The sequence below is a fragment of the Massilistercora timonensis genome, assembly GCF_048354975.1.
Lineage (GTDB): Bacteria > Bacillota > Clostridia > Lachnospirales > Lachnospiraceae > Massilistercora > Massilistercora timonensis.
The window spans coordinates 1-14,763 of sequence record NZ_DBGCJQ010000038.1 but is presented as its reverse complement, the minus strand read 5'-3'; the positions used below and the strand labels follow the sequence as shown (position 1 = coordinate 14,763).

General features: G+C 52.9%; 15 protein-coding genes. 2 read left to right on the top strand and 13 right to left on the bottom strand.

The genetic code is table 11. The annotated features are described in order from the left end of the window. Window positions 1–25: 25 nt before the first annotated feature. The 9 genes from ACML7B_RS02995 to ACML7B_RS02955 form a co-directional block, all read right to left on the bottom strand. Complete coding sequence (locus ACML7B_RS02995; protein ID WP_418539270.1) at window positions 26–745, bottom strand: ClpP family protease; 720 nt, start codon at window positions 743–745, stop codon at window positions 26–28. Between the two features lie 51 nt (window positions 746–796). After that, entirely contained in the window at window positions 797–2,077 is a 1,281-nt protein-coding gene (locus tag ACML7B_RS02990) for an O-acetylhomoserine aminocarboxypropyltransferase/cysteine synthase family protein (protein WP_346708433.1), read from the bottom strand. Then, window positions 2,077–2,853: a CFI-box-CTERM domain-containing protein gene (locus ACML7B_RS02985; RefSeq protein WP_346708434.1), complete on the bottom strand. Its 777-nt coding sequence runs from the start codon at window positions 2,851–2,853 to the stop codon at window positions 2,077–2,079. Before ACML7B_RS02985 ends, ACML7B_RS02990 begins: the two co-directional genes overlap by 1 nt. Before the next feature lie 29 nt (window positions 2,854–2,882). After that, window positions 2,883–3,614, bottom strand: coding sequence for a YebC/PmpR family DNA-binding transcriptional regulator (locus ACML7B_RS02980; protein WP_106788265.1), 732 nt, complete (start codon window positions 3,612–3,614; stop codon window positions 2,883–2,885). A 49-nt stretch (window positions 3,615–3,663) separates the two neighbouring features. Further along, window positions 3,664–4,461, bottom strand: coding sequence for a hemolysin family protein (locus ACML7B_RS02975; RefSeq protein ID WP_418539269.1), 798 nt, complete (start codon window positions 4,459–4,461; stop codon window positions 3,664–3,666). Between the two features lie 24 nt (window positions 4,462–4,485). Next, the gene (locus ACML7B_RS02970) at window positions 4,486–4,833 is read right to left on the bottom strand and encodes a type II toxin-antitoxin system PemK/MazF family toxin (RefSeq protein ID WP_346708851.1); all 348 of its coding nucleotides are present in this window, start codon (window positions 4,831–4,833) and stop codon (window positions 4,486–4,488) included. Between the two features lie 94 nt (window positions 4,834–4,927). Continuing rightward, complete coding sequence (alr, locus tag ACML7B_RS02965) at window positions 4,928–6,097, bottom strand: alanine racemase (RefSeq protein ID WP_418539268.1); 1,170 nt, start codon at window positions 6,095–6,097, stop codon at window positions 4,928–4,930. Between the two features lie 18 nt (window positions 6,098–6,115). Then, window positions 6,116–7,657, bottom strand: a complete 1,542-nt coding sequence (locus ACML7B_RS02960; RefSeq protein ID WP_418539267.1) for an NAD(P)H-hydrate dehydratase — start codon at window positions 7,655–7,657, stop codon at window positions 6,116–6,118. Window positions 7,658–7,760: 103 nt separating this feature from the next. Continuing rightward, complete coding sequence (locus ACML7B_RS02955) at window positions 7,761–8,402, bottom strand: redox-sensing transcriptional repressor Rex (protein WP_106788270.1); 642 nt, start codon at window positions 8,400–8,402, stop codon at window positions 7,761–7,763. A 128-nt stretch (window positions 8,403–8,530) separates the two neighbouring features. On the opposite strand from ACML7B_RS02955, the gene ACML7B_RS02950 reads away from it, so the two are divergent. Continuing rightward, window positions 8,531–10,456, top strand: a complete 1,926-nt coding sequence (locus ACML7B_RS02950; protein ID WP_346708438.1) for an ABC-F family ATP-binding cassette domain-containing protein — start codon at window positions 8,531–8,533, stop codon at window positions 10,454–10,456. A 69-nt stretch (window positions 10,457–10,525) separates the two neighbouring features. Here the strand turns inward: ACML7B_RS02950 and ACML7B_RS02945 are convergent, their stop codons facing one another. Then, a complete protein-coding gene (locus ACML7B_RS02945; RefSeq protein ID WP_418539266.1) occupies window positions 10,526–11,974 on the bottom strand; it encodes an aminoacyl-histidine dipeptidase in 1,449 nt (482 codons plus the stop codon). Between the two features lie 155 nt (window positions 11,975–12,129). Here ACML7B_RS02945 and ACML7B_RS02940 point away from each other — a divergent pair, with 155 nt between their 5' ends. After that, a complete protein-coding gene (locus tag ACML7B_RS02940) occupies window positions 12,130–13,077 on the top strand; it encodes a transporter (RefSeq protein ID WP_418539265.1) in 948 nt (315 codons plus the stop codon). Here the strand turns inward: ACML7B_RS02940 and ACML7B_RS02935 are convergent. The 3 genes from ACML7B_RS02935 to rsmD form a co-directional block, all read right to left on the bottom strand. Continuing rightward, a complete protein-coding gene (locus ACML7B_RS02935) occupies window positions 13,074–13,697 on the bottom strand; it encodes an ATPase (RefSeq protein ID WP_346708441.1) in 624 nt (207 codons plus the stop codon). The genes ACML7B_RS02940 and ACML7B_RS02935 overlap by 4 nt on opposite strands. Next, a complete protein-coding gene (coaD, locus tag ACML7B_RS02930; protein WP_346708442.1) occupies window positions 13,697–14,191 on the bottom strand; it encodes a pantetheine-phosphate adenylyltransferase in 495 nt (164 codons plus the stop codon). The genes ACML7B_RS02935 and coaD overlap by 1 nt, the downstream gene beginning before the upstream one ends. Continuing rightward, window positions 14,185–14,763 (bottom strand): 16S rRNA (guanine(966)-N(2))-methyltransferase RsmD (rsmD, locus tag ACML7B_RS02925; protein WP_418539264.1); only part of this gene is annotated, 579 nt, incomplete at its 5' end. The genes rsmD and coaD, both read right to left, overlap by 7 nt.

Sequence of the window (14,763 nt, the reverse complement as noted above, 5' to 3'; positions counted from 1 at the left end):
TTCCGGCAATACTATTATAAGTATATCATTTTTGAAAAAAGCTGTCATTATCTATTTTCCCACATTTCCCCCTGTCCTGGCGGATCATTTCGTGCAGTTTATTCAGCGCCTGGCTCATTCCGCCCACCTCATCGATCAGGCCTTCCTGCACGGCTTCCTCTCCTTCCAGAAGGGTTCCCACGTCTTTCACCAGCTCTGTGGGGTTGAGCATCAGTTCTTCGATCCGCTCCTTTTTCATCCGGGAGTGATCCGCCAGAAAGCGGGTGATCCGATCCTGGGTCCGCACCATGTTACGCAGGCTCTGCGGCACTCCGATGAACATGCCGCTGGAGCGCACCGGATGGATGATCATGGTGCCGCTGGGCACGATAAAGGAATATCGGGCAGATACCGCCAGCGGGCCACCGATGGAGTGGCTGCCGCCCAGCACCAGAGATACTGTGGGCTTGCTTAAAGAGGCGATCATCTCAGCGATAGAAAGTCCAGCTTCCACATCCCCGCCCAGGGTGTTCAGAAGGATCAGCACGCCGTCGATCTCCCGGCTGTCCTCCACCTCTGCCAACATGGGTAGAAGATGTTCGTATTTCGTGGCTTTGGTATTGCCGGCCACAGCCTCATGCCCCTCGATCTCGCCTATGATGGTCAGAAGCTTGATCCTGTGTCCGTCCTTCTCCTCTCTAAGATCCAGGCTTCCCGTCTCCCGGATCTCCTTCTTCTTCTCTTCTTCCTGGTTTTCTTTTTCCATAAAAAGACACCTCCATACCTTTTTTATTAGTATGGAGGTGATTCTTTCATTTTATACCTGCCGAAGCGCCTGCTCCAGGTCAGCGATGATATCCTCGATATTCTCAAGCCCTACGCTGAACCGGATCAGATCCGGCTGTACTCCTGCTTCCAGCAGTTCCTCGTCGTTCATCTGACGGTGGGTATGGCTGGCCGGGTGAAGTACACAGCTTCTGGCATCCGCCACGTGAGTCACAATGGCGATCATCTTCAGCGCATCCATCATGCGGACCGCCGCCTCTCTTCCGCCCTTAACGCCAAATGCGATGACGCCGCAGGTTCCGTTGGGAAGATACTTCTGCGCAAGATCGTAATATTTGTCTCCCGGAAGTCCCGGAGCCTTGACCCAGGCCACCTTCTCATGGTTCTTTAAGTACTCGGCCGCCTTCTTCGCGTTGGCGCAGTGACGCTCCATACGCAGGGCCAGCGTCTCAAGGCCGATGTTCAGAAGAAAGGCATTCTGAGGAGACTGGATGGAACCCAGATCCCGCATAAGCTGCGCAGTGGCCTTGGTGATATAAGCCAGCTTGCCGAATTTCTGCGTATAGACGATCCCGTGATAGGTCTCATCCGGCGTGGTCAGCCCCGGATACTTGTCGCTGTACGCCTCCCAGTCAAAGTTTCCGCTGTCCACGATGGCTCCGCCTACGCAGACTGCATGGCCGTCCATATACTTGGTCGTGGAATGGGTCACAATGTCCGCTCCCCACTCAAAAGGCCTGCAGTTGATCGGAGTGGCAAAGGTATTGTCAACGATAAAGGGAACACCATGGGCATGAGCCGCTTTGGCAAACTTCTCCAGATCCAGCACTACCAGCGCCGGATTGGCCAGGGTCTCGCCGAATACCGCCCTGGTGTTCTCCTGAAATGCCGCTTCCAGCTCTTCCTCTGTACAGTCAGGATCTACGAAAGTAGCCTCCACACCCATTTTCTTGATGGTGTGGGCATACAGATTGTAGGTACCACCATAGAGAGCCGAGGCACACACAATATGATCTCCGGCCTGGGCGATGTTCATGATGGCGTAGAAGTTGGCCGCCTGCCCGGAAGATGTCAGCATGGCCGCCACGCCGCCCTCCAGATCACAGATCTTGGCCGCAACCGCATCATTGGTGGGGTTCTGGAGACGGGTGTAGAAATACCCGGACTCATCCAGGTCAAACAGACGTCCCATCTCCTCGCTGGTGCTGTATTTAAATGTAGTACTCTGGTAAATGGGAAGGACTCTTGCCTCTCCGTTTCCAGGCACATAACCGGACTGGATACATTTTGTCTCAATCTTGTAATTACTCATCAAATTCCCTCCTGATAACCTAAATACTTCGTTTTCAGATCTGTCACCATACCTGTATACAGATCCTTACACCTCTCCTGATCCCCCTCTTCGATACAGCGGATGCAGGGCGTCAGACAGGACTTATAAATATCTTCATAGATCTCTGCCCGGTCTTTGCGCATATTGATGGCCCGCACGATCACAGGCGCCAGGTCATAATATTCATCCACCAGGGCCCTGCCCTCCTTGGAGCGCATAAGATAGCCGTCCCGGTAGCCGCGCAGCGTCTCCAGCTCATAACAGTCGTCCGGAAGCCCGCGGTTTTCACACACCGCAGTGGTGATATAACACCACTTTTTCTTAAAGCCGGCAGAAATGTCATCGTAGGTGGCATAGGAAAGTGTCAGGGAAGTCACCCTGCGGTCATTCCAGATCTCCACCATCTGCCTGCACATCTGGATGCAGAAGTCATCCTTTGTATAGGTAAGGATCGGCATCACATAAACTGCCATATTCATGTTGTAGTCCACGGAAAGACGTTCCCGCGCCCGGCGTGGCTGTTCCCCCATCAACCCTGCCGCGTATTCCGGAATGATCCCGGCAAGTTCCAGGATCAACGCCTGCCGCTCCTCTTCCGGCGTCTCTTCGCAGAGACTGCCGATCTCTTCCGGTACATTGCAAAACTGCCGGAAGCCTTTCTCAAACACCCCGTTGTATGTTTTTTTCCGAAATCCGCCAACCTGGGTCAGCATCTCGTCAAAAAGCCGGGCCAGATCCTCTCTGATCTTCTCCATCCTTATCCTCCATCTGTCTGTACTCTGCTCTATTCGTCCCAATTGTGATAAACATTCTGAACGTCGTCATCATCATCCAGCATATCCAGTGTCTTCTGAATGTTGGCAATGTCTTTCTCGTCTGTCAGTTCCACATAAGTCTGCGGGATCATGGTCACTTCCGCGGCCGCCATGGTGATCCCCGCTTCCTCCAGGGCCTGATGGACACTTCCGAAATCTTCCGGCGCGGTCAGGATCTCGAAGCTGTCTTCTTCCTCCACGAAGTCCTCAGCCCCGGCGTCCAGGGCCGCCATCATCAGCTCATCTGCATCTCCTTCGTATTCCTCTTTGTCGATCACGATCTGTCCCTTCTGGTCAAACATGAAAGAGACACATCCCGGAGTCCCCACGTTGCCGCTTCCTTTTGTAAATGCATGCTTTACATTGGTAGCAGTCCGGTTCCGGTTGTCTGTCAGCGTCTCTACGATAATGGCCGTTCCGTTGGGACCATATCCTTCATATGTAATATGTTCATAATTCGCGGCATTGGCGTCCCCGGTAGCTTTCTTGATGTTCCGCTCAATGGTGTCGTTGGGCATATTGTTGGCCTTCGCCTTGGCGATCACATCGCGCAGCCTGCTGTTGTTGGCCGGGTCAGCGCTTCCGCCTTCCTTGACGGCAACCGCCAGTTCCTTTCCGATCTTGGTAAAGATCTTGCCCTTTGCCGCATCATTTTTTTCTTTTTTATGCTTGATATTGGCAAATTTTGAATGTCCTGACATCTCTTCTTTCTCTCCTTGTCCTTGTCGTTTTCTGTCACACCTTTCTATTTTAGCACTCTTCCGGAAGTTTTTCAATCTTTACCGTTCCAATCGTGTTATTCTCCACAGAAAGCACTGTAAACCGATATCTCTCATATTCCACCACACAGTGTTCGTCTTCTGCCGGGATCCGGTCCAGCTGATCGATCAGGAACCCATTGACCGTCTCATATTCTTCCGTTTCAAACCGGATGGGAAGCACCTGCTCCAGATCCTCCAGATCCGCCATTCCCTGGACCTTCAGGCTCCCGTCCGGAAGGGTCAGGATGGTCTCCTCCTCCCGGTCATGTTCATCCAGGATATTCCCCACGATCTCCTCCAGGATATCCTCCATGGCCACCAGGCCGGAAGTCTGGCCGTATTCGTCCAGGACAATGACCACATGGTTTTTCTGCTCCTGCATCTCCTTGAAAAGCACATCGATACTCTTGGTCTCCGGGACAAAGGTGACCGGTCTTATGTATTCTTTCAGTTCTTTCACCGGAACCTGCCGCAGTTCTTCCTTCATATAACAGGCCGCCGCCTCCCTGAGATGGAGAAAGCCGATGATCTCATCAATATCCTCATGGAAAATGGGGAACCTTGAGAAGCTCTCTCCCAGCATAAACTGAAACGCCTCTTCCAGGGTATCTTCCCCGTCGATAGCCACGATATTCTTCCGGTGGGTCATGATGTCTCTGGCGTCCTTATCCAGATACCGGAAAATATTCTGGATCAGGCTGGCCGCCTCTTTCTGGGTCCCCTCATCCATCTCTTCCTCTACCTGGAATACCCGCCGCATCCTTTGAAATAAACTGTCCTCTTCCATTGTAATTCTCTCTTGACTCCTTTTCTATGTATGAAGCTCAAAGCTTACCTTCAGGGCTTCATCTATTTTCTTCATGATCTCTCTGTCCAGGTGACAGACCTGTTCCCTCAGTCTTTGTTTATCGATCGTCCGGATCTGTTCCAGAAGGACAACCGAATTCTTCACGATCTGATACCTTCTGGCATCGATCTCCACATGGGTCGGCAGCTTCGCCTTGTTCATCCTGGACGTGATAGCCGCGCAGATCACCGTGGGGCTGTGCCGGTTGCCCACATCATTCTGGATGATCAGCACCGGCCGCACGCCCCCCTGTTCCGATCCCACTACGGGACTTAGATCTGCATAAAAAATATCGCCGCGTCTTACCTGCACCTTTTGTCTCACACTCCGCTTCTTATTTCTGATGATACCTTAGTATTTCCAGCTTTTTCGGATGTATGCAGGCAAAGGTCTTCCCGCAGGTCTCTTATTCAAAATAATCCATCTGTTCCACTACTTCGCCGTGCCGGATAAATTCTCTGGGGATCCGCTTTCCAAGATCACAGACAAACTCATAATTGAACCGTCCCGACAGATCGCTTAACACTTCCACCGGCAGATGTGCGCCTTCGTTTTCTCCCACCAGGGTCACCACATCACCAAATGCCACATCTTCGATCTCTGTCACATCTACCATGAACTGATCCATACACACTCTTCCAAGGATCGGCGCCTCTTTGCCATGGATCAGCACATAGCCTTTGTTGGACAGGCTTCTGGGATAACCGTCTCCATAGCCCACCGGGATCGTGGCGATCCGGGTACGCCTCTTTGTGATATAAGTACCGCCGTAGCTTACCGGTGTTCCTTCATCCACCCATTTCACATGGGCTACATGACTTACAAGCTCCAGGGCGGGCTTGAGCGGCACGTTCTCCTTCTCCACTTCTTCGGATGGATACAGCCCGTAGGTAGAGATCCCGGCCCGGACAAGATCCAGGTTTGCTTCCTTCACATCAATGATCCCCGCGCTGTTGCAGCAATGGTAGTACTGGAAAGTAACACCATTTTCCTCCAATCGTTTTTTCATCCAGAGATAGCCTTCATACTGCTTGTTGGTAAAGGTCTTATCCGTCTCATCCGCCTTGGCGAAATGAGTGAACATCCCTTCCATGATAAGTCCCGGCAGCCGGGTGATCCCGGTGATGATCTCCGCGCTCTCCTCCTGGATCAGAAAGCCAAGCCTGGACATTCCCGTGTCCAGCTTGATATGCACATAAGCGTCTTTGCCAAGTTTCCCTGCCAGCTCGCTGATCCCTTCCGCCATCTCTTTGGTGTAGACGGTGAACCGTATCTCATGGGTGATGGCCGCCTCCCACTGATCCGGGAAGATACAGCCAAGGACCAGGATGGGCTTTTTGATCCCTCTTTTTCGCAGTACCACCGCCTCATCCAGGGTGGCTACCGCATAGCCCCAGATATAATCCTTGGGCTCCAGCATCCGGGCGATCTGCACCGCGCCGTGGCCGTAGCCGTCGGTCTTGATCACAGAGATCATGGACACGCCCTCCCGGGTGTTCTTATGCATCATCTCCATATTGTACTCAATGGCGTCCAGATCGATCCTGGCACATACTCTGTTATACTGTTTCATCATGTACACTCCCTTCTTTTTTCATTTCTGTTCTATCTGCAGACTCCGGATCTTACCGTGTCTGATGCTCTCATCCGCTTCCTTCATGGCCTGGGCCAGCTTCCCGATCAGGTCCCGTGCCAGCACGCTGTATCTTCCCTTTTCCTCCCGGGCCAGGTCTCCGGCTCTGCCGTGAAGCCAGGTCCCCAGAAGGGCAGCTGCTTCACAGGAGATCCCCTGGGCAAGAAGCCCTGCGATGATACCAGCCAGAACGTCTCCGGATCCCGCCTTTGCCATAGCGCTGTTCCCGGTGGGATTCAGATAAGTGCGCCCCTCTCCCTTTTGGATCAGAGTCACGGAATCCTTCAGCACACAGCCAAGTCCTGTCCCTGCGGCAAAGGTGCGAAGGGCTTCCACCCGGTTCGCCCGGATCTGATCTGTGGGGATCCCGGTCAGCCGTTCCATTTCCTTTAGATGGGGCGTGAAAATGTAGTCCCTGTGCCGAAGCTCTGACAGCCACTCCCGGTGCGCCCCCAGAAGATTCAGTCCGTCCGCGTCGATCACTGCAGGCTTCTCTCCTTCCAGCGCCACTGTCTCAAGGATCTTCCGGGAGATCTCTCCGGTCCCAAGCCCGGAACCGCCAAGCACCACGTCCGCCCAGGAAAGAAGCCCAAGAAGCTCTTCCCGGTCATAGTCCTGATAAGGCTTTACAATAGCCTCCGGCAGAAGCTGCTGCAGGATCGGCCTGTTTTCTTCCGGCGTGTAGATCTGAACCAGCCCCGCCCCTGCAGTATAAGCCGCGGCGGCGTTGAAGAAGGCGGCGCCGCTCATTCCTTTGCTCCCTGCGATCACCAGCAGCCGTCCATAAGTTCCCTTGTGGGAATCTTCCGGCCGCTCCGGCAAAAGCTGAGCGTATTCTTGCTCTGACAGAAGGACTGCCGTACCGGGATCCTGTTCAAGGGGAACTTCGCTGATCCCGATCTCTCTTGGGATCACCTGCCCGGCATATTTCTTCCCCGGATAGAGAAGAAGGCCGATCTTCCTTGCCTGGAAGGTCACTGTATAATCCGCCGCAAAAGCAATGCCCAGCACCTGTCCGGTATCCGCGGATACCCCGGAGGGAATATCCACCGCCACTTTCGTCCCGGAAGAAGCATTCATCTGCCGGATCAGCTCCCGGTAGCTTCCTCCCACTTCGCGGCTTAACCCTACTCCAAAGACGGCATCCACTATGATACTATATTCACCGGATTCCCATTGGTCACTGATCCTGCCGCCTGCCTGCACAAACCGTTCCATCTGGACTGCAGTTTCTTCCGTACAATGGCTTCTGTTCCCCGCCATCAAAAGGGTAACCTTCCCGCCTTTTTCCAGCAGGAGCCGCCCGATGGCAAAACCGTCTCCCCCGTTATTTCCGGAACCGCACACGATACACACATGGGAGAGATCCAGTCCCGCTTCCTCAAAGAAACGGACACATTCTCCGGCGGCTCGTTCCATAAGCTCCAGAGACGGCACCCCAAGAGTCTGTATCGTATACTGGTCCGCCGCCTTCATCTGGCCGCCACCCGGAAGATATTCCATACGCTCACCTCATTTACCCAGGTTTCCAAACATTTCTGATTATAAAGAACGTGCGAAGGCAGGCCTGTCTGAACACGCTCACCGTCACACGTTACTGTCGGATCTATTTATGTTCTTTGTTATATCTGCTGATATTATAAGACAGCTGCATCAGACTTTCTGACAAGTGGACATTCTCCACAATGATATTCTCCGGAAGATTCAGATCTGTATGAGCGAAATTCCAGATCGCCCGCACCCCGTTTTCCACCAGCATATTGGCCACCTCGATGGCCTTCTCTTTGGGGATGGTCAGCACCGCGATATCCACCTCATTCCTCTGGACAAAGCCTTTAAGCTCGTCCATCATACGGATGGGAACGCCCCGGATCGCCACTCCCTGCAGCCTTGGGTTCACATCGAAGATCCCTTTCAGGATGAAGCCCCGCTTCTCGAACGCCGCGTAGTTAGCCAGCGCCTGTCCCAGATTACCGGCTCCGATGATGATGATATTATGGTCTTCTTCCAGACCTAAGATCTTGCCGATCTCCGTATATAAATACTTTACATTATATCCATAGCCCTGCTGGCCGAATCCTCCAAAATTATTCAGATCCTGCCGGATCTGGGAGGCTGTCACCTTCATCCTCTTACTCAAGTCGTTGGAGGAGATCCGTTCCACTCCATTCTCCAGCAGCTCTCCTAAATATCTGTAGTACCTTGGCAGTCTGCGAATAACTGCCTGTGAAATCTCTCTGCCTTCCACAATTTTCACCTTCCTGTTCCATTCTAGAGTTTATTATATAGAATTGTCTGTACAAAGTCAAACTTTTAGTTGTTTTTTGTCCTGTTTCCGCTATAATGAAAACGTATGCGAAAGATTTGGAGGCGTTTATGATACTTGCATGTCACGGGATTGAAAAAGCATTTGGAGAGGAAGTCATCGTTCATGACGGCTCCTTTCATATAGAAGAATATGAGAAAACAGCCCTGGTGGGGTCAAACGGCGCAGGCAAGACCACTCTGCTTAAGATGATCGTGGGAGAACTTCTCCCCGACGCGGGCTCTGTCACCATCGCCAAAGACAAGACCCTGGGCTATCTTGCCCAGCACCAGGAGATGACCGGCGACAACACCATTTACCAGGAAGTGCGTACCGCCAAGGCGCACATTTTCCAGATGGAGCAGCGGATCCGGGAGATCGAACTTGCCATGCCACACCTTACAGGTGAACGGCTTAAAGAAGAAATGGAGACCTACAACCGGCTGACCACTCAGTTTGAGGCGGAAAATGGCTACGCCTGCGAGAGCGAGATCACCGGCGTCCTGAAGGGTCTTGGCTTTGAGGAAGCGGATTTCTCCAAGGCCATCGATACCCTCTCCGGCGGCCAGAAGACCCGGGTGGCTCTTGGCAAACTGCTTCTTCAGAAGCCGGATATCCTGCTTCTGGACGAGCCCACCAACCATCTGGACTTAAATTCCATCGCCTGGCTGGAGACCTACCTTCTGAATTACCAGGGGGCGGTTCTCATCGTCTCCCACGACCGATACTTTCTCAACCGGGTAGTCACCAAGGTGGTAGAAATCGAACAGGGAGAACTTCACACCTATCTTGGAAATTATACGGATTATGCCGCCAAGAAAAAGCAGGTTCAGGAGGCAAAGCTGAAGGCATACTTAAATCAGCAGCAGGAGATCCGTCATCAGGAAGCAGTCATTGAAAAGCTCCGGTCCTTCAACCGGGAGAAATCCATCAAGCGGGCAGAAAGCCGGGAGAAAATGCTGGAGAAGATCAAAGTCATCGACAAACCGGCCGCCCCTGACACGGAGATCCACCTGAAGCTGGAACCCTCCTGCCAGAGCGGCAATGATGTGCTGAGCGTAGAACACTTAAGCAAGGCATTCCCTCCCCAGGTATTATTTTCCGATGTCAGCTTTGAGATCCGCCGTGGGGAACACGTGGCGGTGATCGGGGACAACGGTACCGGCAAGACCACCCTTCTGAAGATCCTGAACCGGGTCACAGAGGCGGATTCCGGGCTCTTCCGTCTTGGGACCAACGTGCATATCGGCTATTACGACCAGGAACATCATGTCCTTCACATGGAGAAGACGATCTTTGAAGAGATCTCGGACGACTACCCTGCCCTTACCAACACCCAGATCCGGAATATGCTGGCCGCCTTCCTCTTCACCGGCGACGATGTGTTCAAGCGGATCGGGGACTTAAGCGGCGGCGAACGGGGCCGGGTGTCTCTTGCAAAGCTTATGCTCTCCGAGGCCAATTTCCTGATCCTGGACGAGCCCACCAACCACCTGGACATCGCCTCCAAGGAGATCCTGGAACGGGCGCTGAACGACTACACCGGGACCGTGCTCTACGTCTCCCATGACCGGTACTTTATCAATCAGACCGCCACCCGGATCCTGGACCTGGTAAACCAGAAATTTGTCAACTATATCGGAAATTACGACTACTATCTGGAGAAAAAGGAAGAGCTTACCGCCGCTTACAGCAAGCCCGCCCAGACAGATCACCCTGCGGATACCTCCTCCCCTGCTTCCTCCTCCGGCTCTAAGCTTGACTGGCAGGAGCAAAAGGAAGCCCAGGCCAGGGAGCGCAAGCGGCAGAACGAATTAAAGCGAACGGAAGCGCGCATCGAGGAGCTGGAAACCCGCAGTAGTCAAATCGATGAAGAGATGACCCAGGAAGAGGTCTACACCAACTCTGTCCGCTGCCAGGAACTGGCCCGGGAAAAAGCCGGTATCCAGGAAGAACTGGAGACCTTATATGAGCGCTGGGAGGAACTGGCGCAATAGAATATGACTGAAAAGAAACGGGACAGCGCCGCCGGGCGCTGTCCCTCTTTTTAACATTTTAAGAAATGCTTACTTCAGTTCTTTCAGGATCTCCTTTAAGAATTCCCAGGTACGCTCTGTGGAAGCGATATCCAGCTTCTCATTAAAGGAATGGATGTCCAGGATGTTGGGGCCAAAGGATACGCAATCCAGATCCGGGCGTTTCCCCAGGAACAACCCGCACTCCAGTCCTGCGTGCACCGCAGATACCACCGGCTCTTTCCCGAACATTTTCTCATAGATATCTACCATGACTTTCCGAAGTTCCGAATCCGGATTAAACTGCCATGCCGGATACTCGCTGATGGTCCTGGTGGTTCCACCAACCACTTTTCCGCACTGCTCCAGCTGCTCTCTCAGCTGCTGCTTCCGGCTCTCCACGGAGCTGCGGATCAGGTAAACGGTGCGCACCTTGTCTTCCGAGGTCTCCACTACGCCGATATTCAGAGAAGTCTCTACCAGGCCTTTCAGCTTCCTGCTGTACTCAATAAGACCGTTGGGGCAAAGCATCAGATAAGCGATCACCCGCTCTCCTGCCTCTTTGGTCAGAGCCGCTTCTTTGGCTGCGCCTTCTGCCGCTGCCGTTACATCCAGGGTGGGTTCTTCTCCCATAAATTCCCCAAGCCAGATCTCCTTCATCTCTTCTGCCATAGCAAGGATCTTGTCCACATCCTTTTCCGCTGCCAGCAGAACTGCTTCGGACTCGGAGGCGATCACGTTGTCCTTGGAGCCGCCGTTGATGGAGATCAGGTCGAAGGCTGCTTCTTTCTGGATCCGGTAGAGAAGCCGTCCCAGCATCTTGTGGGCATTTCCTCTCTGACGATGGATCTCATTTCCGGAATGTCCGCCCAGAAGCCCGTGAACCTTGATGCGAACCTTCGTCCCTTCTTTTTCCTCTCTTGCCACCGGGATCAGGGTCTCAAATACGATACCGCCTGCGCAGCCGGAAGTCAGGACGCCTTCCTCCTCGGAGTCGATATTCAGAAGCTTCTTTCCCTTTAATCCGGACAGATCCACAGCTTCTGCTCCGCCCATACCAGTCTCCTCATCTACGGTAAATACCGCCTCAATGGGAGGATGAGGGATATCATCGCTGTCCAGGATTGCCATAGCCATGGCAATGGCGATTCCGTCGTCGCCGCCAAGGGTCGTTCCCCGTGCCTTTACATAACCGTCTTCCACATAGAGATCCAGACCGTCGGTCTTGAAATCATGATCAGAATCCGGAGTTTTCTCACACACCATATCCATATGCCCCTGAAGGATCACCGGCTCGCTGTTCTCATAGCCTGGCGTCCCGGGCTTTTTGATGATCACGTCGTTGGCCTCATCCTGCTCTACTTCCAGCCCGCGCTCCTTGGCAAACGCCACGCAGTAATCACTGATGCGCTTTGTGTCGAAAGTCCCGTGGGGAATCTTGCACAATTCCTCAAAAAAGTGAAAGACTCTTTCTGGTTTTACTTCTGTTAATACTGCCATGTTTCCTTACCTCTTTTCTTTTGCATTCGGACCCAAAAAGAAGGTCCCCATATCCTACCTTCTATTATGGAACTGAATTCATAAAAATTCAACCGGTTCCATAAAATAAAATCAAGAATCTTTGATCGGCAGGATATCCCATGAAACAAACCCTTATGACAGCGGAAACCCTCATTCTCTTCGCGCTGATAATCCTGTTCCCCGGGGTGATCTTAGAGGGAGCGCAGGCCGGTCTGCTGCTCTGGTTTAACACAGTGCTTCCCGCCCTTCTCCCCTTTCTCATCCTGTCCAATCTGCTGCTTGGCTCCCCGGCGATCCAGGGCCTCGCCCGGATCACCGGCCGTTTTTTGCGTCCCCTATTTGGCGTCTCTGATTATGGATCCTATGTTATGCTCACCGGCTTTCTCTGCGGTTATCCCATGGGGAGTAAAACAGCTGCCGATCTCACCCGCGCCGGAAGGATCTCCCTGGAAGAAGGCCAGTATCTCCTCTCTTTCTGCAACAACACCAGCCCCATGTTCGTCCTGGGATTCGTAGCCGTCCAGTGTCTGCAGGCCCCCGCCCTGGCTCCTCTTTCCCTTCTCCTTCTGTGGGTTCCCCCACTGCTTCTAAGCTTTCTTTTCCGCCCCCGGAAGTCCCGCTGTCATTCGGGGAAATACAGCATTGATCTGAGATCATCCGCTCCTGCAAAAGGCCGGAAATTCCCAGGTGAGCTCCCAGATGGAATGGATAGCGCTATTATGGACGGCTTCACCGCCATCACCCGGATCGGAGGCTATATCATCCTATTCTCCATCCTGATCCAGCTAATGCGCCTTCTTCCCTTCCGGGGATCCCTGCCCTTCCAGGTCCTGCTGTCCTCCCTGGAAGTCACAAACGGCGCCGCCCTGACCGGAAACCTTCCTCTTTCTTTTCCGGCCAGGTTCTCGCTTTGTATGGGGATGGTCTCCTTTGGCGGCTGGTGCTCCGTGGCCCAGACCCGGAGCATGATCCAGGGAAGCGGTCTCTCCATTTTCCCTTATATCACACAAAAACTGGCCACCGCAATGGTGACCAGTCTGTTATCTTTTCTTATGCTTTCATTCTGTCTGTCTAAAACTTAGATCTCCTCGTCCAGATCAAAGGATTCTTCCTCCTCAACCGGGGCATTTCCATACTCTGCCTCAAGTCCCTGGGGCGACTGCTCCGGGATCTCCAGCTCAGACCGGTTGTTGCGGACCATGTCGTAACACTCCTGCAGGGAATTGACCAGTCCGTCATATTTGGTGGTGTAGCTGTCCAGGGTATGTCCGATGATGCTCTCTGCATTTGCCAGAAGATCGTCGGTGTACTGCATCGCTCCGATACGGATGTCGTTGGCGTCTCTGGTGGCATTGTCCAGGATCTCCTGGGCCTGCTCGGTGGCCGCGGTCACCACTTCATTTGCCTGGGCGTAAGCCTGCTGCATGATCTCATGCTCGCTGACCAGCTCGTTGGTCTGGATCTGGGCCTCCTCGATCATACTGTCCGCCTTGGCCTGGGCATCTGCCAGGATGGCGTCCTTATTGGCGATAATCTTCTGATACCGCTTGATCTCGTCCGGGGTCTTCATGCGAAGTTCCCGCAGCAACTCATCCATCTGATCCTTGTTGACGATGATCTTCGTGGTGGACAGAGGCTGAAATTTACAACTGTCGATGTACTCCTCGATTTCTTCAATGATCTGTTCAATACGGCTGCTCATTATTTACACTCTCCTTTTTTGATTATTTTCTCCCGTACCTTTGTCTCGACCGCCTCCGGCACGAACTGAGAAATATCCCCTCCAAAAGCTGCCACTTCTTTCACGATCGTGGAACTAAGATAAGAATGTTCCAGGCTTGTGGTAAGAAAAACCGTCTCCACGGCGGGCTCCAGCTTGTGATTGGTCTGAGCCATCTGAAGCTCATACTCAAAATCCGTGACCGCCCTCAGTCCTCTCACCACCATCCGGGCTTCCATCTTTCTGGCAAATTCCACTAACAATCCCTCAAATGGAACCACTTTGACGTTTGGTAAGTCTTTTGTAGTCTCTTCTAACATTCTAACACGTTCTTCTACCGAAAACAACGGCATTTTTGCCTTATTATACAATACTCCGACAATTAATTCGTCCACCATATGACAGGAACGCCGGATAATATCCAGGTGACCGTAAGTGACCGGATCAAAGCTGCCCGGATAGACCGCTCTTAACATACCGTTTTCCTCCCCTTTGGCTCGATAAACACATGCTTGTTTGTCTTGTAGATCTTGGTCTTGATCGCAGTAAAGCCCAGACTGTCCAGATAATCAAACTCCGTCTCCCTGGCAGCCTCCACGATGATCACACCCTCCTCCGCCAGAAGCTCCGAACCCGCCAGATATTCCAGTGCCTCACGCTCCAGGCCCTTTCCATAGGGCGGATCCATGAAAATAAAATCAAACTGCTGGTTTCCTTCCAGCCTTTTAAGCGCCGTCAGCACATCCACCGGCATAGTCTCCCCCTTCTGGAAAAGCCGGGTATGCTTCAGATTCTCCTTGATACAGGCGATAGCATTCGGATTATTGTCCACAAAATACGCCTTCATGGCTCCGCGGCTCAGCGCCTCGATCCCGATTCCACCGCTTCCCGCGAAAAGATCCAGAAAAATACAGTCATAGAGGTAGGGCGTCAGCATATTGAACAGAGTCTCCTTGATCCGGTCCGTGGTGGGCCGAGTCTCAAACCCATCCAGCGTCTTCAGTTGTAATCTCCTGGCAGTGCCCGCGATCACCCTCATATCAAAACC